20 protein-coding genes are annotated in these 18,480 nt (G+C 66.2%); 15 read left to right on the top strand and 5 right to left on the bottom strand.

The annotated features are described in order from the left end of the window. Positions 1-20 precede the first annotated feature (20 nt). From APY03_RS28855 to APY03_RS28830, 6 genes are all read left to right on the top strand, one after another. Positions 21-1,328: an RNA polymerase sigma factor gene (locus APY03_RS28855; protein WP_068682377.1), complete on the top strand. Its 1,308-nt coding sequence runs from the start codon at positions 21-23 to the stop codon at positions 1,326-1,328. A 95-nt stretch (positions 1,329-1,423) separates the two neighbouring features. Continuing rightward, positions 1,424-1,786 (top strand): YciI family protein, encoded by a 363-nt coding sequence (locus APY03_RS28850; RefSeq protein WP_068682375.1) that lies wholly within the window; start codon positions 1,424-1,426, stop codon positions 1,784-1,786. After that, on the top strand, positions 1,783-2,157 hold the full coding sequence (locus APY03_RS28845; RefSeq protein ID WP_068682373.1) for a YciI family protein: 375 nt from the start codon (positions 1,783-1,785) through the stop codon (positions 2,155-2,157). The genes APY03_RS28850 and APY03_RS28845 overlap by 4 nt, the downstream gene beginning before the upstream one ends. A 58-nt stretch (positions 2,158-2,215) precedes the next feature. Next, positions 2,216-3,787, top strand: a complete 1,572-nt coding sequence (locus APY03_RS28840) for an MFS transporter (RefSeq protein WP_068682371.1) — start codon at positions 2,216-2,218, stop codon at positions 3,785-3,787. 9 nt (positions 3,788-3,796) lie between these two features. After that, positions 3,797-4,921: a chorismate synthase gene (gene aroC / locus APY03_RS28835; protein ID WP_068682369.1), complete on the top strand. Its 1,125-nt coding sequence runs from the start codon at positions 3,797-3,799 to the stop codon at positions 4,919-4,921. Further along, the gene (locus tag APY03_RS28830; RefSeq protein ID WP_068682367.1) at positions 4,921-6,099 is read left to right on the top strand and encodes an MFS transporter; all 1,179 of its coding nucleotides are present in this window, start codon (positions 4,921-4,923) and stop codon (positions 6,097-6,099) included. The genes aroC and APY03_RS28830 overlap by 1 nt, the downstream gene beginning before the upstream one ends. A gap of 22 nt (positions 6,100-6,121) precedes the next feature. On the opposite strand, the gene APY03_RS40725 is transcribed toward APY03_RS28830, so the two are convergent. The 4 genes from APY03_RS40725 to APY03_RS41880 form a co-directional block, all read right to left on the bottom strand. Beyond that, positions 6,122-6,718, bottom strand: a complete 597-nt coding sequence (locus tag APY03_RS40725; protein ID WP_146039357.1) for an ESPR-type extended signal peptide-containing protein — start codon at positions 6,716-6,718, stop codon at positions 6,122-6,124. Positions 6,719-6,818: 100 nt separating this feature from the next. After that, positions 6,819-7,778 carry a class I SAM-dependent methyltransferase gene (locus tag APY03_RS28820; RefSeq protein ID WP_068682364.1) on the bottom strand — a complete coding sequence of 320 codons (960 nt, stop codon included), beginning with the start codon at positions 7,776-7,778 and terminating at the stop codon, positions 6,819-6,821. Next, on the bottom strand, positions 7,775-9,214 hold the full coding sequence (locus APY03_RS28815) for an FAD-binding oxidoreductase (RefSeq protein ID WP_068682362.1): 1,440 nt from the start codon (positions 9,212-9,214) through the stop codon (positions 7,775-7,777). The genes APY03_RS28820 and APY03_RS28815 overlap by 4 nt, the downstream gene beginning before the upstream one ends. Then, positions 9,211-9,360 carry a hypothetical protein gene (locus APY03_RS41880; protein WP_157103475.1) on the bottom strand — a complete coding sequence of 50 codons (150 nt, stop codon included), beginning with the start codon at positions 9,358-9,360 and terminating at the stop codon, positions 9,211-9,213. Before APY03_RS41880 ends, APY03_RS28815 begins: the two co-directional genes overlap by 4 nt. A gap of 218 nt (positions 9,361-9,578) precedes the next feature. On the opposite strand from APY03_RS41880, the gene APY03_RS41870 reads away from it, so the two are divergent. The 9 genes from APY03_RS41870 to APY03_RS28770 all read left to right on the top strand — a co-directional run bounded on the left by APY03_RS41870 (position 9,579) and on the right by APY03_RS28770 (position 17,924). Then, positions 9,579-9,725 carry a hypothetical protein gene (locus APY03_RS41870; RefSeq protein ID WP_232324454.1) on the top strand — a complete coding sequence of 49 codons (147 nt, stop codon included), beginning with the start codon at positions 9,579-9,581 and terminating at the stop codon, positions 9,723-9,725. Next, on the top strand, positions 9,722-10,558 hold the full coding sequence (locus tag APY03_RS28810; protein ID WP_068682360.1) for a shikimate dehydrogenase family protein: 837 nt from the start codon (positions 9,722-9,724) through the stop codon (positions 10,556-10,558). The genes APY03_RS41870 and APY03_RS28810 overlap by 4 nt, the downstream gene beginning before the upstream one ends. Positions 10,559-10,567: 9 nt before the next feature. Further along, a complete protein-coding gene (gene pcaB, locus APY03_RS28805; protein WP_068682358.1) occupies positions 10,568-11,779 on the top strand; it encodes a 3-carboxy-cis,cis-muconate cycloisomerase in 1,212 nt (403 codons plus the stop codon). Then, positions 11,776-12,207 (top strand): carboxymuconolactone decarboxylase family protein, encoded by a 432-nt coding sequence (locus APY03_RS28800; RefSeq protein ID WP_068682356.1) that lies wholly within the window; start codon positions 11,776-11,778, stop codon positions 12,205-12,207. Before pcaB ends, APY03_RS28800 begins: the two co-directional genes overlap by 4 nt. Further along, positions 12,204-12,968 (top strand): alpha/beta fold hydrolase, encoded by a 765-nt coding sequence (locus APY03_RS28795; protein ID WP_068682354.1) that lies wholly within the window; start codon positions 12,204-12,206, stop codon positions 12,966-12,968. The genes APY03_RS28800 and APY03_RS28795 overlap by 4 nt, the downstream gene beginning before the upstream one ends. 101 nt (positions 12,969-13,069) lie before the next feature. Further along, a complete protein-coding gene (locus APY03_RS28790; RefSeq protein ID WP_068682352.1) occupies positions 13,070-13,546 on the top strand; it encodes a type III secretion system chaperone in 477 nt (158 codons plus the stop codon). A gap of 11 nt (positions 13,547-13,557) precedes the next feature. Next, positions 13,558-16,545, top strand: a complete 2,988-nt coding sequence (locus APY03_RS42800; RefSeq protein WP_198161320.1) for a hypothetical protein — start codon at positions 13,558-13,560, stop codon at positions 16,543-16,545. A gap of 80 nt (positions 16,546-16,625) precedes the next feature. Next, positions 16,626-17,300 carry a DsbA family oxidoreductase gene (locus APY03_RS28775; RefSeq protein ID WP_068682346.1) on the top strand — a complete coding sequence of 225 codons (675 nt, stop codon included), beginning with the start codon at positions 16,626-16,628 and terminating at the stop codon, positions 17,298-17,300. A 66-nt stretch (positions 17,301-17,366) separates the two neighbouring features. Continuing rightward, positions 17,367-17,924: a DUF4124 domain-containing protein gene (locus APY03_RS28770; protein ID WP_068682345.1), complete on the top strand. Its 558-nt coding sequence runs from the start codon at positions 17,367-17,369 to the stop codon at positions 17,922-17,924. A gap of 20 nt (positions 17,925-17,944) precedes the next feature. Here the strand turns inward: APY03_RS28770 and APY03_RS44705 are convergent. Then, on the bottom strand, positions 17,945-18,480 hold a 536-nt coding region (locus APY03_RS44705), incomplete at its 5' end, for a LysR substrate-binding domain-containing protein (protein WP_232324453.1).

Here is an 18,480-nt window from a genome sequence, read left to right as displayed (position 1 = left end):
GCGCTTCGAAATTCAACCGGATGGTTCACTTGATCGCTGTTCCGCCAATCCCCGACGCCGGCCGGCTCGCCGCCCGGGAGGCGGCGGAAGCGGTCTACCGCAGCGAGTCGCGCCGCATCTTCGCGACGCTGGTGCGGCTGCTGGGCGACTTCGATCTGGCGGAGGAGGCGCTGCATGACGCCTTCCACGCCGCCCTCGAGCAATGGCCGGTGCAGGGCGTGCCGTCCAACCCCCGCGCATGGCTGGTCTCGGCCGGGCGCTTCAAGGCCATCGACGGCATCCGCCGCCGCGCGCGCTTCGAGACTGGGGACGGCGCGGTCGGCGCGATCGAGGCCACGGCCGACCCCGCCCTGGCCTGGGATGAGCGCGATCCCGATGCCGAGGCGCTCGAGGACGATCGCCTGCGCTTGATCTTCACCTGCTGTCATCCGGCGCTGGCGCCCGATGCACAGGCAGCGCTGACGCTGCGCGAGGTCTGCGGCCTCGCGACGGAGCAGATCGCCGCCGCCTTCCTGGTGCCCGCGCCCACCATCGCGCAGCGCATCGTGCGGGCAAAGAGCAGGATCCGCGAGGCGCGCATCCCTTACCAGGTGCCGCCGGTGAGCGAGCTGCCCGAGCGGCTCGACGTGGTGTTGCGCGTGGTCTACCTGGTGTTCAACGAGGGCTATGCCGCTTCGTCGGGCGAGGCGCTCACGCGGCCCGACCTCTCGGCGGAGGCGATTCGCCTGGGCCGCCTGCTGGTGGAGCTGCTGCCCGAGCCCGAGGCCATCGGACTTCTTGCGCTGATGCTGCTGCACGAGTCGCGCCGTGCGGCGCGCAGTTCGGCCGCGGGTGAGCTGGTGCTGCTGGAGGAGCAGGACCGCAGCCGCTGGAACGCCGCGCTGATCGCCGAGGGCAGCGCGCTCGTGGCGCAAGCCCTGTCCTCCCGGCGCTTCGGCCCCTACACGCTGCAGGCCGCGATTGCGGCGGTGCATGCGGAGGCGGCCGATGCTGCGGCCACGGACTGGGCGCAGATCGCCGGCCTCTACGACGTGTTGCTGCGCGCCGAGCCTTCGCCGGTGGTGGCGCTCAACCGGGCCGTCGCCGTCGCGATGCGCGACGGCCCGGCAGCCGGCCTGTCGTTGATCGACGGCATCCTGGCGCGTGGCGAGCTGGCCGATTACCACCTGGCCCATGCGGCGCGGGCCGACCTGTGCCGGCGCCTCGGCCGCTTTGCCGAGGCGCGCGCGGCCTACCAGTGCGCGCTGGCACTGGCGCGGCAGGCGCCCGAGCGCCAGTTCCTCGAACGGCGGCTCGCGGCACTGCCCGCGGGGGGTGATGCATCCTGAAACAAATCGGCCGCCGCCGAGCCGGCGCGCATGTCGAAATCCGTCCCGGCCATTCGACCAGAGGTATCCCTCAACCTTCTTTCCAGGAGATGCGCATGAAATACCTTTGCCTCGTCTACTTCGATCCCGCGCTGCTGACTTCGATGTCGCCGAGCGAACGGGCCCGGCTGGACAACGATTCGATGGACTACGACGAGGAGCTCGCGGCACGCGGCCAGCTGGTCGTCGCCGAGGCCCTGCAGCCGCCGAAGACCGCCAAGGTGGTGCAGGCGCGCGCAGGCAAGCTCTCGCAGACCGACGGCCCTTTCATCGAGACCAAGGAGCAGCTCGGCGGCTTCATCCTGATCGAGGTGCCGGACCTCAACGCCGCGATCCAGGTGGCGGCCCGCATCCCGCTGGCGAAGCACGGCAGCATCGAGGTGCGGCCCGTCGCCAAGGTCGAGAGGACCGCGCCATGAGATACCTCTGCATGATCTTCGCGACCGACGCGCAGATGGGCACGATCCCGCCCGCCGAGATGGCCGCCTTCGTCAATGAGCACCTCGACTACGACGACCGCCTGCGCGCCAGCGGCCACCTCGTTGCGTCCGAGGGCCTGGAGGCCGCGAGCACCGCCGCCGTGGTGCGCGTGCGCGACGGCCGGCTGTCGGTCACGGACGGACCTTTCATCGAGACCAACGAGCAGCTCGGCGGCTTCTACCTGGTCGAAGCCGCCAGCGAGGAGGAGGCCGTGCGGCTGGCCGCCGGCATTCCGTCTTCTCGCGTCGGCAGCATCGAGCTCAGGCCCGTGTTCGAGCTCTCGCGCCCGCCGCAGGACGAGCAGCCATGAGACGCCGGGCCGCATCCGAGTGGAACTGCACCACCGCGCGCAACGCGGAGCTTGCCGCATGACCGGCGCTCCCGCTTCGCACAAGGCCGGCACCCGCGAATGGACCGGGCTGGCCGTGATCGCGCTGCCCTGCATGCTCTACGCGATGGATCTCACGGTGCTCAACCTCGCCGTGCCGCACCTGAGCGCCGCGCTGCGGCCGAGCAGCGCGCAGATGCTGTGGATCGTCGATATCTACGGCTTCATGCTGGCCGGCTCGCTGATCACCATGGGCACGCTGGGCGATCGCATCGGCCGGCGCCGGCTGCTGCTGATCGGGGCCGCCTTCTTCGGACTGGCCTCCGTGCTGGCGGCCTTCTCGACCAGCGCCCCGATGCTGATCGCCACGAGGGCGCTGCTCGGCGTGGCCGGTGCCACGCTGGCGCCTTCGACGCTCTCTCTGATTCGCAACATGTTCCTCGATGCGCGCGAGCGCACCGTGGCCATCGGGGTCTGGATCGCGAGCTTCTCGATCGGCGGCACGATCGGGCCGTTGGTCGGCGGCGCGCTGCTCGAGCACTTCTGGTGGGGGTCGGTGTTCCTGGTCAGCGTGCCGGTCATGGCGCTGCTGCTGCTGATCGGGCCATGGCTGCTGCCCGAATACCGCGACCCCGGGGCCGGGCGGCTCGATGTCCTCAGCGCGGCGCAATCGCTGCTGGCGGTGCTGGCCGTCATCTACGGCCTCAAGCGCTTCGCGGAGCACGGGCCCGGCTGGCTCTCCGTGACCTCGGTCGTGCTGGGCGTGGCGATCGGCTGGGCCTTCTTCCGGCGCCAGGGCCGGCTTGCGGATCCGCTGATCGACCTGGGGCTGTTCCGCGCGCCCGCCTTCAGCGCCGCACTCACCGTCAACACGCTGGCATTCTTCATCGCCTTCGGCAGCTTTCTCTTCGTCGTGCAGTACATGCAACTGGTGCTGGGGCTGTCGCCGCTGCAGGCCGGGCTGTGGAGCGTGCCTTCGGGGGCGGCCTTTGCGGTGGGCTCGACGCTGGCGCCGCGGATCGTGCGCCGGGTGCGGCCGGGCTTCGTGATGGCCGGCGGGCTGCTCATCGCAGCCGTCGGCTTCGTCCTCCTGGCGCAGGTCGAGCGTGCGGACGGGCTGCTGCTGCTGGTGGCGGCCTACACGATCCTCTCGCTGGGCCTGTCCTTCGCATTCACGCTGGCGGTCGACATGATGGTGGGCACGGCCCCGCCCGAGCGGGCCGGCGCGGCCTCGGCCATCCAGGAGACGAGTTCGGAATTCGGCGGCGCCCTGGGCATTGCAATGCTGGGCAGCCTGATCGTGGCCGTCTACCGGCATGCGATGGCGCAGAGCGCGCTGGAGGGCGTCCCGCCTGCCGTGGCCGAGGCGGCCCGCACCGGGCTCGGCATTGCGATCGACGCGGCGGCGGCGCTGCCCGGGCCGGCCGGCGCGGCCTTGCTGGAAGCCTCGCGCGCTGCCTTTGCCCAGGCATTCGAGCTCACCGCGTCGATCAGCGCCGCCGTGGCGTTGGCCGCGGCGCTGCTGGCGGCATTCATGCTGCGCGGCGTGGACGGCCCGCCGCGGCCCGCGCCAGCCCCTCAGCCAGCGAGGCCTGAAGCCTTGCGGGGATAATCCCCGCCCATGAGCGGCAATACCTTCGGCACCCTTTTCGCGGTCACCAACTTCGGCGAATCCCATGGCCCCGCGATCGGCTGCGTCATCGACGGCTGCCCGCCTGGCCTGGCGCTCGCCGAGGCCGATATCCAGGGCGACCTCGACCGCCGCCGTCCCGGCACCAGCCGCCACGTGACGCAGCGCAAGGAGCCGGACATCGTGCAGATCCTCTCCGGCGTGTACGAGGGCAAGACCACCGGCACGCCGATTGCGCTGCTGATCCGCAACACCGACCAGCGCAGCAAGGACTACGGCGAGATCGCGCAGCAGTTCCGCCCCGGCCACGCCGACTTCACCTACTGGAAGAAGTACGGCATTCGCGATCCGCGCGGCGGCGGCCGTTCCTCGGCGCGGCTGACGGCGCCGATGGTGGCGGCCGGCGCAGTGGCCAGGAAGTGGCTCTTCGAGAAGTACGGCACCGTGTTCCGCGGCTGCATGGCCCAGATCGGCGAGATCGAGATTCCCTTCGAGAGCTGGGACCATGTGCCGAACAATCCCTTCTTCGCGCCCGTGGCCGACGTCTCCCGGCTCGAGGACTACATGGACGCGCTGCGCAAGGCCGGCGACTCCTGCGGTGCCCGCATCCGCGTCACGGCCTCGCAGGTGCCGGTGGGCCTCGGCGAGCCGCTCTTCGACAAGATGGATGCGGACATCGCCTGGGCCATGATGGGCATCAACGCCGTCAAGGGCGTGGAGATCGGCGCCGGCTTCGCCAGCGTCATGCAGCGCGGCACCACGCATGGCGATTCGATCAGGCCCGATGGCTTCGAGAGCAACAACGCCGGCGGCCTGCTCGGCGGCATCACCACCGGGCAGGACCTGGACGTAAGCATCGCCATCAAGCCGACCAGCTCGATCATCAGCCCGCGCCAGTCGGTGGACATCCACAACCAGCCGGTCGAGGTGGTCACCAAGGGCCGGCACGACCCCTGCGTCGGGATCCGCGCCACCCCCATCGCCGAGGCCATGCTGGCGCTGGTCGTGATGGAGCATGCGCTGCGCAACCGTGCCCAGTGCGGCGATGTGATCGGGGCACCCGATCCGGGCCAGTCCGCCGCCGAAGGAACGTCGCCGCAGGCGTCCTTCCTCTAGTGGCTGCGCCGGAGTCTGCCGCAGGCGGCCGCGGCCATCTGCTGGCGTTCGCCGGCCTGTCGGCAAGCTACTTCGCGCACATCGGGTTCTTCAACCCGTACCTGCCGCTCTGGCTCCAGAGCCTGGGGCTGCCCATCTTCACGATCAGCCTGCTGACCTCGGTGCAGTCGATCACGCGCGTCTTCGCGCCCTATGCCTGGGGTGCGCTGAGCGACCATACCGGCCAGCGCGTGCTGCTGCTGCGCATCAGCGCGGCCGTGGCGCTCTTCGCCTCGCTCGGCCTTTGGTGGAACGGCGGCGCCTGGTGGCTGGGCCTGGTGCTGTTGGTGACGTTCATCCACACCAGCTCGATGATGTCGCTCACCGAGGCGGCCATGGCCCACCTGGTTGCGGGCGACTGGGGCCGCTACGGCCGCATCCGGCTGTGGGGCTCGGCCGGTTTCCTGGTCACCGTCTTCATCGCGGGCGAGTGGTTCGAGCGCTTCGGCATGGGCCATTTCCCGGCCTGGGCCGGCGGCACGCTGGCCATCGTCCTGATCGCGACCCTGCTGCTGCCCGACACGCGCGAGGCGCCCCTTGCCCACGCGGCACAAAAGGAGCCGGTCGGGCCGGTACTGCGCATCCCGGCGGTGCGCTGGTTCTTCGCCTCGCTGTTCTTCCACGTGATGGCGCACTTCGCTGTCTACGGTTTCCTGTCCCTCTACCTGGATTCGCTGGGCTACGGCAAGGGCGTGATCGGCTTGCTGTGGGCGCTGTCGGTCGGGGCCGAGGTGGCCTGGTTCTTCCTGCAGGGCCGACTGCTCGGCGCCTTCGCGATGCCGCGCTGGCTGCTGATCTGCGGCGTGGCGGCGGTGCTTCGCATGGGAATCACGGCCGGCTGCGGGCCGTGGGTCTGGGCGCTGGCGGCCGCGCAACTGCTGCACGCGCTGTCCTTCGCCGCACACCACACAACCTGCATTGCGATGGTGTCGCGCCATTTTCCCGGCCGGCTGCGCGGGCGCGGGCAGGCGCTCTTCACCGTGATCGGCTATGGCTTCGGCGGCGTGCTGGGCGTGCTGGCTGGAGGCGCCATCGCGCAGCAATTCGGCTATGTGGCGATGTTCGGCGTGGCAACCCTGCTGGCGATGGTGGGCAGCGTGTGCGCGTGGCGGACGCAGCGGCTGGAAGCAGGGCGTTGACCCTTGTGTCTCGGGCGGCTGATCAGATCTCGATTTCAGATTCGGTTTGAAGATCGGGAACGGGTCCTGGTGTTTCGACACTGTTGCTGGAATTGCCGCGTGCCAGTTTCTGGTCCTCTCCATGGAGGATCAGGATCCCGGTCTGCTCGGCAGGCGAAAAGTCATTGAGAACGTGGTCCGTCAGCAGTCTCTGATTCTCTGCCGAGAGGTTTCTGAAATCGAGCACAAGCCCATCGACCTCGGGCTTGAGGCGGTTCTGGGCATTGTTGCTGATTGCGCGTGTCTTCCTTGAAGTCTTCATAGAGTTGTTTTCATGGTCGTTGTCGTGTAGTTGTTGTTGTTTAGGGCAAGCATCGATCTTCACTTTCACGGTCTTTCCTCCCTTAAGCGCATCTCGCATCTCGCGACTCGTTCTCCATTTCGCCAATCGCCACCGTTCAGCGTGGACGCTCGAGTTCGGGCAGAAGGCGCGACAGATCGGGTGCAGTGACTTGTCCCGGACGCAGCAGATCACCGGGGTAATGGGGATGACGCAGACCGTGCTGCAAGCCGTCTCCTGCACCACCATGCGCATGCCGCGCGCAGCATTGAAGACGATCCTGTGAAGATGCTTGTTCATGTTCTTGGCCTCCCTGGGGTCGGGGAGGGCCAAGTCATGGCTTCAGCTTGCGGCCCTCACTCCCGTCGAAGGGCCGGATTCTGGGGCCGATCGGCTCAGATCAAATCTGGTCTTTTGTCGCAGAAGTGTTGCCGGGCTCATCGTTGCCGGCGTCCCGGCTCCCGAGCGCTACCGAGGCTGCAGGCTGTCTGGCACGCGTCTTCTCGCAGAGAACGAAGTTTTCACCAACCAGCAGTGAGTGGGATATCTCAACTTCGGCCGCCAGCTCCTGCACCGTCGTGACCTCGATCGGCGCAAGCTCGAAGCACTGCAGGAAGCCGCCGATGCGTTGCACCTCCATGGACCAGGCGAAGCGTTCGCTGCGCCACGCCAGCCACCACTCGACCCAGCGGCTGCGCGGGCGAAAGCCAGTACTGCCGTCGGGCCACTTCGACATGAAGCTGAACACCAATCGGATTGACGGCGCATGCAGCGCCGCGAGTGCCTGGAACAGCCGCTCGATGGCTTTGGGAGAAAGATACATCAGCACCCCCTCGGCAATGAACAGGGTCGCGCGACCATCGTCGAAGAATTCCGTGGGCAGCGGATCGGTAGCGAGGTCGACGGCAACGAAGCGCATGTTGGGCGCGAGCTCGCCGCCAAGTGCGCGGCGCTTGGCCCGCTGCGTTGCCGGGTGGTCGATCTCGATCCAGTCGATGTGCGGGAACTCCGGCGCCAAGCGCAGGGCCAGCGTGTCGAAGCCGGCACCGATGACCACGACGCGATGAAAGCCGGTGGCGATGGACTCGCGGCATTGGCGTTCGATCCAGCGCTTGCGGTGCCAGTAGTGCGCGATGATGCCCGGCAAGAGCATGCGCTCGAGCATGCGCCACAGCATGCGCGTAGGAGCGAAGGACGCACTCTTCGCAAGCATGCGATCGGCAAGCCTGCCGCACAGGAAGCGCTCGCACAACGCGCGCGCGCCCGGCGCGACCAGCGTGGCCGTCCGCGGATCACTGGCCAGCAGGATCGTGCTCGCCGCGATCAGCTTGGCCGTGCTGCTGGCTTGATCGGACTTCACGCCGAAGCACTTTCACGTGCGAGGGCGTCGGGGAGGGCGTGTGCGAACGCATCGCGATAGTGCGTGTACCAGGTGCTGGCGAACAGCTCGTTCGGGTCGTGTTCGAGCTTCTTTGCGAGCCACGCGCCGAACTGCGGGTAGCACCGACGCACCTGCGCAGCGGATGCGTGGCGGTGGTAGGTGAGGAAGAAGCTGCCTCCGAGTTCGGTGGAGGCGTCGATCAAGGCGCGGAAAGTGTCTGCCGTGCGGGTGAGCCCCGCCATGTCGTGCGGTGTCCTCAGATTGAAGACGATGCACGCGAAGTCGTCTTTCGCCCACGGAAGGTACGAGGTGGTGTCGCGAAGGATCGAGCGGATGGTGCCGTAGATCACCTCGGTGCCGAACACGCGAAGAACGTCGCGGGCTCGCTGCATGAACGCCAGCAGCCGATGGCGTGGCACGTAGTGCTCGCCGATGACCAGTGTCTCTTTGAGGGCATCTGCGCCGGCCTGCCTGCTTGCGAGAAAGTCGGCATAGCTCGGGATGTAGGTGCTGAGCTGCATGGTGTCCGACCCGTACAGCTTGCCGTGGGTGTCGAGGTAGTGTCCGGCGTATTGCGCGAAGGCCGCCTTCTTGTCGTGGTGCGCGAGGCGCAGCAGCTTCAGCCAGGTATCGGGCGCGAGGTCAGCCGCCGCATCCTCGCGAACGCCGGTGACTTCTGCCGGCCTGTAGCAGGCGAGGACGCCACGGCGCAGGAAGTTGTCGTCCTGCGCGTCGATGGCGAACTGGAAGTCGCCGTACAAGCAGCCCTCGTCGGCGCGGCGAAATACCGCGTTCACCGCATCGTCCAGGTCGAGCACGTCGACGATGCGCTTGACAAGAAGACGCGGGCACAAGCGCAAGGTTGCGGCATAGACGATGCCGAAGAGGCCGTAGCCGCCGATGACCAGCGAGAACAGTTCGGGGTTGTGGCTGCGGCTGCAGAACACCACGTCGCCGCGCGCGTCGACGAGCGTGAGGTCCTCGATGTCATGGCCCAAGGGCTGCATTGCCAGGCCGCGTCCATGTGCATTCGCCGCAATGGAGCCGCCCAGCGTGACGGCGTCGACGCCGGTCTGCTTTTGCCGGATGCCCCAGCGGCCCTGGCTGCCGGCGTCCATGGCGTGCGTCGCCTCGATGATTCGCGGCCACATTGCGCCTGCTTCGATCTGCAGCAGGCCGAGCAGCGGGTCGGCCTTGAGCACCTTGTCCAGGCCCCTCATGTCGATGTGGACGGAGTCTGCAGCAAACTGCTGGCCGCCCATGGCGTGCCGGCCCCCGGCGACCGAAATGCGATGGCCCGCGACGGCTGCTCGCCTGACCGCGGCCTGCAATTCGAACAGCGTCCGAGGTTGGCACACCTGCGCCACCGTGGTGGCATTCAATTGGGAATGGACGTCGTCGAGAACTTGCTTCATTGCTGCCGCATCGAGGCGGTGGGTTGTGGCGAGGTGCGCATCATGGCCAGGTCACGCCGGGCGGCTTTGGTCGTCATCCTAAAGGTCCCCGAATACGCGCTGCGGCGTACCGGATTGCGATACTTCGCCCAGATCAGGTTGCGCATCGCCTGCGCCGTTTCGCGTGGTTGGGCTCCTCGTCACTGCGCATCGCGAGCGTCGGCATGCCCGAGGCCGTGACCTGCGCCGAAACCCCGGGCGCCGAGCACGTAGCCGGTGCTCATGCTGCGGTCGGGACCGTTGCGCGCAATGCAGCGCGGCACCCTACATTAGTGGGCGCTCCCAGGTAAGCACGATGACCGAACAACACCCAGCGAGGCAAGCCATGTTCCCTTTCATCGCAGGCAGCACCGACCTCTACCTGTTCGACGCGACCATCGTCGCGTTCGACAGCAGCGAACGGCCGGCTATGGCCTCGTCATCAATGCCACGCCGCTCGGCCAGAAGAAGTGCGCTGCAGGAAACACGATGACCATCTCCGGCAAGACCACCCTCATCGCGCACCTCGGCCATCCGACCGAGAGCTTCAAGGCGCCGATGATCTACAACCCCTGGTTCGAGGCGAGCGGCATCGATGCGCTCGTCGTGCCCATGGGGGTGAAGGCCGAGGACTACCAGGCCTTCTTTCCCTTGCTGTTCCGCATGAGCAATATCCGCGGCGCACTGGTGACCATGCCGCACAAGGTCACCACCATGGCGCTGGTCGACGTGCTCACGCCGGCGGCGAAGATCGCGGGCGCCTGCAACGCGGTGCGCAAGGACGCCGACGGCCGGCTCGTCGGCGACCAGTTCGACGGTGCCGGCTTCGTGCGCGGCGTGCAGCGCAAGGGCTGCAGGCTGGAGGGCGCGCGTGCGCTGGTCTCGGGCAGCGGCGGGGTGGGCTCGGCCATCGCGGCCTCGCTGGCCGCGGCCGGCGTGGCCGAGCTCGCGCTCTTCGACACGCGGGCCGAGTCGGCCCAGGCACTCGGGGAGCGGCTGAAGGCGCACTATCCCGCGTTGCGCGTGGCCACCGGCTCCAAGGACCCTGCCGGCCACGACCTGGTGGTCAATGCCACCCCGCTGGGCATGAAGGCGGGCGATCCGTTACCCTTCGACGTCGACCGCATCGCGCCTTCGACCTTCGTCGGCGAGGTCGTGATGAAATCCGAGTACACGCCGCTCCTGCGTGCTGCCCGCGACAAGGGCTGTGCGGTGCAGGTCGGCACCGACATGCTGTTTGAAATGATCCCCGCCTACCTCGAGTTCTTCGGCTACGGCACCGCCACGCCGGATGAACTGCGCGCCGTGGCGCGCGTGGCTTACTGAACCTCTCCCATGAGCATCTTCGAAGGCTTCCTCTCCACCTCCGAAACCCTGGCCGCCCTCGGCGACCACGCCTTCGTCGCCGCCATGCTGCGCTTCGAGGCGGCGCTGGCGCGTGCGCAGGCGGCCGAGGGCCTGATCCCCGATTCGGCCGCGCGCTCCATCGTCGGCAGCTGCAAGGTCGAGCGCTTCGACGTTGCCAAGATCGTGCGCGAGAGCGGGCGCGCCGGCAGCGTGGCGATCCCGCTCGTCAAGAGCCTCAAGGAGTCGGTCGGCCACTCCAATGCCGAGGCCGTGCCCTTCGTGCATTTCGGCAGCACCAGCCAGGATGTGATCGACAGCGCGATGGCCCTGGTCACGCGCGAGGCCGTGGCGCTGGTCGAAGCCGACCTGCGAAAGGCCGCGCTGGCGCTGCTGGCGCATGCGAAGCAGCACGCTGCCACGCCGATCCTCGCGCGCACCTTGATGCAGCCCGCCTCGGTGACCAGCTTCGGCCTCAAGTGTGCGGGCTGGGCTGCGCCACTGGTGCGCAGCCATGCGCGGCTGACCGAGGCGGCGCGCCGCGCGCTGAACGTCCAGCTCGGCGGCGCCGTGGGCACGCTCGCGCAGATGAAAGGACAGGGGCCGGCGGTGCGCGGCCGCATGGCACAGGAACTGGGCCTGGGCGACCCTGGCCAGACCTGGCACACGCAGCGTGACGAATGGGTGGCGCTCGGCTGCGAGCTCGGCCTGATGGTCGGCAGCCTCGGCAAGATCGCCAAGGACATCGCCCTCATGGGCCAGTACGAAGTCGGTGAAGTGGCCGAGCCCAGCGAGCCCGGCCGGGGCGGCTCCTCCGCCATGCCCCACAAGCGCAATCCCGTGGCCTCGATGGTGGCGTTGGCGGCCGCGCATCGCGCACCGCAGCGCGTGGCCGCGCTGCTGGCAGCCATGCCGCAGGAGCACGAGCGTGCACTGGGCGCCTGGCAGGCGGAGCTGGGCGAATGGCCGCAGCTGCTGATGTGCGCCCACGGCAGCGTGCGCGCACTCGCCGGGGCCTTGCCCGGCCTGCAGATCGATGCCGTGCGCATGCGTGCCAACATCGAGCGGCTGCGCGCCGAGCTGCCGGGCGAGGCCGCGGACGAATGGTTCGACCCGGCCATGGCCGGCGCGGCCTCTACCATTGCGCTGGCGCAGGTCCAGGCCCTGCAGGACGAGCTCAACCAACGGAACACGCAAAGATGACCGCATCCTCCCCGCCTGCCGGCGACTACGAAGCCGGCCTCCTCAACCGCCGCCGCATCCTCGGCGATGCGTGGGTCGACAAATCACTGGCGAACCGCAACGCCTTCAACAGCGAGTTCCAGGAGCTGATCACGCGCCACGCCTGGAACGACATCTGGGGCCGTCCGGCCCTGGGCGACAAGACGCGCCGCTTCATGGTGCTGTCGATGATGCTGGGCATCCACGCCTACGAGGAGTTCGCGATGCACGTGCGCGCGGCGCTCGACGGCCCGCCCGAGTCGCGGCTGACGCCCGAGGAGATCAAGGAAGTGATCATGATGGCCGCCATCTACTGCGGCGTCCCGGTGGCCAACCATGCCTTCGGCATCGCCACTGCGATCCTGCGCGAGAAGGGCCTGCTCGAAGAACGCAAGGAGGACAAGGCATGACTCGCCTGAACGTGTTGCGCGAGGGCGAAGGCCCGTTCGTCGTGCTGAGCCACGCCCTCGGCTGCGACCTGCACATGTGGGACGGCGTGGCCGAGGTGCTGGCGCGCGCCCACACGGTGGTGCGCTACGACCATCGCAACCACGGCGGCTCGGAGGTGGTGCCGGGGCCTCTCACGATGCAGGCGCTGGCCGACGACGCGGCCGCGCTGATCGGGCGCGAGGCCGACGGCGAGCCGGTGCATTTTGTCGGCTTGTCGATGGGCGGGATGACGGCACAGGCGCTCGCGCCGAAGTACCCGCAGCTGTTGCGCAGCGTGGTGATCGCGAATTCCTCGGCTTACTACCCCGATCGTGCTCCCTGGCGCTCGCGCGTCGAGACGGTGCAGGCACAGGGCGTGGCGGCTATCGCGCCGGGCGCCGTGGCGCGCTGGCTCACGCCGGCCTTTGCGACCACGTCCGAGGGCGCCGAAGCTGCACGCCGGCTGCACGCGACGCTGGCCGCCACCGACGCGGCCGGCTATGTCGCCAGTTGCGAGGCGGTGGCTGCCATCGACTTTCGCGAAAGCAACCGCGGCATCCGGACGCCTTCGCTGGTGATTGCCGGCGACCGGGACGAGGCCACGCCGCCCTCCATGTCCGAAGCCATCGCGCAGGCGATTCCCGGCGCGACGCTGGCCCGCATCGATGCCGCGCACCTCAGCGCGGTGGAGCGGCCGGTGGAGTTCGCCCAGCTGCTGATCGACTTCTGGCGCAGCCTCTGACCGGCTGAAGGCACCCCTGGAACGCTAGCGCGTCCCGCGTTACTCAGGCAGGAGTACTCCTTGTGAGGGGTACTCGTCGTTTCACTGCCGGAGTCACGCTTGTGAGCTTTCATTTCGATCCCCAGTACATCAGCCAGCGCCTCGGCGAGGTCGGGCCCGAGACCGAGAACCTCTCGGTCATCGTCCAGGATGACGACTCCACCTGGACACTCGCCTTCGAGAACGAAGTCACCGTCCTCGTGCTCGTCGAGTGGGCCGATGAGCCCGCGCGCCTGGTCCTGAGCGCCGACGTCGGCACGCCGCCGGAGAGCCGTGCGGCCCAGGTTCACAAGACCGCACTCTCCTACAACACGCTGTGGCGCGACACCGGAGGCGCCCGCATCGGGATGGGTGGCGAAGAAGGGGATCTGCTTCTCGTGCGCGAGCTGGACCCGGAGAGCGTGCAGGGCGGTGAACTCGCGCGCGTCTTTGAACAATTTGCCGCGGTCGCGCAATGGTGGGAAGGCTATGTCACCAGCGAAGAAATCGCCATTCCCGCATCTGCCCCTGCCATGGCGCACATGGCAGCACGAATCTGAAGGAGAGATCGATGGGTAGCAAAGTCGGCAACACCCCCCCGCCGCAGAGCCTTGAAAGCTTGGCGCATGCTTTTCAGGAGGTCCTGGACGACTCGAATGCGAACGTAAACGGAGCAAATCCGGACGTACACGGAGGTTATTTCGTCGGCAAGAAAACAAAGGACAAGTGTGAAATCGACGGAGTCGCGCGTGGCGATGTCACGTACCTGTCCGAGAAAAGCATAAAACATGGTCCGGCGCACGCGGTGTATCGCCTGAGCGGACGTAGAAGGGCTCAACACAAGGAAGCCAGTCGCTACCTGCTCGACTTGGTCAGGCAGGCTCGGGAACGTAACAGTCTCGACGACAAGCAAGTGGAGGCGGCACAAAATATTCAGTGGGTGCTGGCGCGAAGCAGATCAAGGGGTTACATCAAAATGGACGAAATCCGAGGAAATCTCGGAATAGTTCTCGAGGGCTTGCAAACAAGCACCCTGAAATCCACGGAAGCGGTGCAGAAGGATTATGGCGGTGTTGCCGACAAAATTTCGCATTTTCTGGATGAGGTTGAAACAATAAGGTCAGGCAATGACAGCAGCGTGAGCCGCGAAAATGTCCGCAAGCAAGGGGAGGGGAACGTCAATCTGTTGAAGGAAATCGGTATTGTCAACGATTTGGCGAAACAGCTGGGTGTCCCAGGCCAGCTCAAAGATTCTAGTGCCGCCCAGCTGGCGTTGAAGCCCCGGTCCTTCACTGCTTCTGCAAAATCTCCTGCAGGACACGTAACCGGCAGTGATCTTCTGCACAAGATCGCCGGCTGGCCTGGCCCTGCCCTGCAGGGGAAATTGCAGATCTTGTTTGGATATGCCGAGAATCCCGGCCCCGGCGGTGAGTATTTCAAGCAGGCCTGCAAAGAGGTGCTCCTGGAATTGGCTGAACAAGAATTCATCCTGAATTCCCTTGGCGACGAATTTCTAAATACAATCAAAGACCAGGAGGATCGAGAAAGGTTGCTGGCGCTGGGCCAGTCGGTTAAAAAACTTCTCTTGGCGTTTCGCAATTCCGATTCACCGTTCACGAGGCTGGGGGATCTGGCTCGGGCCGGGTATAACTTGCCGGGGCCGACGGCTCGGGAGCTTGTTGCGAAGCGGGCTGAGTACTTCAGGGCTTTGACCAATTCGGTTCCTCCAGCCGGTCTCCCGCCTCCGCGTGGCAAGGTGCCTTCTGCTCACGTCAATGGACAGCAGCTACCGGCCAACATGCGGCCTGTCCCTGGCAACGGACAGCCTGTAGCTGTCAACCTGCAGCCCTCAGTCGTTCCAGGGAATTCGAGCGTTCATCCGCTGCCGCAAGTTTCTGTCACAGTGCTGCCGGTTTCCGGCAACGGGCAGCCGCCTTCGAGCTTGGCACAGCCCGGTACTGGCGTCGTATCTGCGGGCCATGCCAACGGCTCAGCAATCCCCAACGTCCCGCCGCCGCCTCTGAGCGCCGCGCTTAGGTCCGGGCTGTACGACACGGAGGCGTCCCCCGCGGACCCACGGGCCAAGGCGGAAATGGCGAGGCTTTTCGGTGATCCCAGCGTGCCGCCAGCTCCTCTTGACATCCCACCGCCTCCGAACGACATCCCACCGCCTCCGAACGACATTCCGCCGCCTCCGAACGACATTCCGCCACCTCCAAACGACATTCCGCCGCCTCCGAACGACATTCCGCCGCCTCCAAACGACATTCCGCCACCTCCAAACGACATTCCGCCACCTCCGGTTGGCGTGCCATTGAATGTGAACTTGCCGCCGCCTCCTAACACCGGCGCTGCGAAACTGCTCAACGATCTGATGCGGAGCGGCACATCTCTGACAGTTAGCAAGATCGACGATGGGACAGGTCACAAAGTCGTCACCAAGGACCGGGTGCTTTATCTCAAAGTTGCCAACGAGGAGTCAAAAAATGGAAAAATTGATTCCCTCCTCAAAAAATTGCCGCACAGCCGCCTTTCCCAGTACAGAGAAACCAGGCGTGCATTAAAAGCGTTGCTGGAAAATGCTGAGATCCGGGGCCTGACTTCAAAAGATGGGGGCGCTGCGGGGATCCAGAGTTTGCTTTCTAGCAAGCATTTTGATGGTTTCAAGGACGCCGCGAACCATGTGAAAGTGATGTTGGGCGAGGACGTACAAAGACAGACGAGGGCCGCTTATCGTAACGATGTCATATCCGACCTATTGGCATCATTCGACCAAGCGCCTACTTCGGAAGCTCAGACCGTAGTTGACGAGTTTGTGGCCGCCGCCGGCGAGGCTTGGAAGACTAGCGTTGTAGGCGAGTTCACACCTAAAAATATCATCGATTACATTGGTTTAATGGTAAACGATCCTGATTTCGAGTTTGATACTTCCGCTCCGCCAGCAGATCAAAGGATTTTTGGTATGGCGGCGTCAATGAAAAATGCTATTGATTTAGGGGTTAAGATCCAAAAGGCAGGCGGGAAAACGAAATCCGACCCTGACGACCACTACGTATTTCCACCTGAGTTTCTTGGTGCAACTGACTTGTTCATTGAAAAGAACATGTCGAGCGAATTTAAAAAACTGTTCCCACCAGTCGGCGGCTTCCTAAGTGCGGCTTCCTCTGTTCTTGCAAGCAGAATCAGCGGACACTGGCAAACTCTTTTCAAGGAACTCAAGAATTCAGGAACTCAAAATTTCAAACTTGGAGTAACGGAGTTTAGAGATACAATTCCAGTGCAAATTAAGAAAGTAGCGTACCTGGCCCAACTCTTCACCGACGAGAGATATCTCGCAATTGTCCCAATCGAAATGCGAAAGGTGTTTATTGAATTCGGACTTGGTCTGCAAGACTGGCTGTTGAAAGCGCTGGACGGGGAGAGTCTCTACATGAAGCTTTATCAGATGTTGGCGGTCGCGGTCGAAAACCCAACTGATGTCTATGATCGCCTCTACCCTTCCACTCCACCGGACAGACCGTTACCGCCGATAACGCAAAAGCAAGTCCAGGCTGAATAGCGAGTAGGGCCATGCGGCGGCTGGCCGCCTTGTACATTGTCTAAGCCGCATGATGGCGACTTTTATCAATCCGCCACCCCATGTCCTCCCATCTCCGCATCGACTTCGTCTCCGACATCGCCTGCCCCTGGTGCGCCGTCGGTCTCGGCGCCCTCGAAGCCGCCCTGAAGCGCGCGGCTCCCGAGATCACGGCCGAGCTCCACTTCCAGCCCTTCGAACTCAACCCCCACATGCCGCCCGAAGGCCAGGATGCCTACGAGCACCTGCACGAGAAGTACGGCAGCACGCGCGAGCAGCAGGCCCAGATCCGCGAGACGATCCGCGCGCGCGGCGCGGAGGTGGGTTTCGAGTTCCGCAGGGAAGGGCGCTCGCGGGTCTACAACACCTTCGACGCGCACCGCCTGCTGCACTGGGCGGCACTTGAGGATCCGACCAAGCAGGTGGCGCTCAAAAAGGCGTTGCTCAAGGCCTGTCACACGGATGGCGAGAACCCGTCCGATCCGGAGGTGCTGGTGCGCCTGGCCGGCGAGGCGGGCCTCGATCCGCAGCGCGCACGCGCCATTCTCGACAGCGACGAATACGCCGCGGAGACGCGCGAGCGCGAGCGCCTCTACACCGATGCCGGCATCCACTCGGTGCCGGCCATCATCATCGACAACAAGCACCTGATCTCGGGGGGCCAGCCGGTGGAGGTGTTCGAGCGCGCCCTGCGCCAGATTGCTGGCGCGGCGCCGGCCACCACGGCGCTGGCCTGAGGCCCGAGGTCGCGGACTGCCGGGGCACACCCGCGCTCCGATGTCCGGGCGCACAATGCGTGCGCCATGCACCGCTTTCTCGTCCTCTGCCTCCTGAGCACCCTCGGCACGCTGTGCAATTCCGAGGTGATTCGCTGCGCGGATGCCGCCGGCAACGTGAGCTATACCGACGGCGCCTGTCCTGCGGGCGCAAGCCGGGTAGGGCGTGTGCCGTTGCCGGCGCCATCCACCACGGGCCAGGCGGAGCGGCAGACAGAGCGCAACGCAGACGCCGCCCCTGCGCGCCCGCCGCCGCGGGCACCGACGGAAGCCGCCGCAATCCCGCCGCAGGCGCCAGCCGGCCCCGTCATCATCGATCCCCGCGCTGGCGCCGAACGATCCGCGGACCCGCGTCGCAGTGATCGCGGCGACGACTACTCGGTGATCGGTGACGGCTACGCCTACCCAGGCGCCTATCGGCAGCCTCGGCCGCGCGACATGCGGCCGCGCCTGCGCAACTGCGACGCGACGGGTTGCCAGGACACCCAAGGCAACCACTACAACCGGTCCGGCCAGCTCGACCGATACCAGAGCCTCGACGGCAAGACCTGCCGGCCGGTGGGGACCACGACCATCTGCCGCTGAGCCTGCGGCCCGGCACTTGTTCAGCCCTTGCCCAGCATCTCGATCAGCCGTGCGAGCGCCACCGAGGGCGTGCCGCGCCACACCAGGTGCGTGCGGTTCGCGCGGATGCGCTCGGGCAGTGCATGCTGGCGCACGTCCGCGGTCGCGCGCAGTGCCTTGAGCACCGACAGCGGCACGATCGCGAAGCCCGTGCCCGCCGCCACGCAGGCGATCATGGCCTGGTAGGACGAGAACTCCAGCGAACGCGAGGGCAGCACGCCGCCCTTGCCCAGCCACTGCTCCAGCACACGCCGGTACGAGCAGCCCTGCGCGAAGGCGATCAGCGTGGCGCCCGCCAGGTCGCCCGGGCGCGTGACGGAGGCCACGCTGCGCCCGGTGATGAGCACCAGCTCTTCCTCGAACACCGCCATCGTCTCGAAGCCGGTCGCGGAAAAGGGTTGCGACACGAAGGCGGCCTCCACGTCGAAGGCCTCCAGCCGCTTCAACAGCGCATCGGTCGTGCCGCTGACCAGTTCGACCACCACGCCCGGATAAAGCTTGTGGAAGCGCGAGAGCA

The sequence above is a fragment of the Variovorax sp. WDL1 genome, from assembly GCF_001541225.1.
In the GTDB taxonomy this organism is placed as follows: Bacteria; Pseudomonadota; Gammaproteobacteria; order Burkholderiales; family Burkholderiaceae_C; genus Variovorax.
This window is presented reverse-complemented; position numbering and strand designations above follow the sequence as displayed.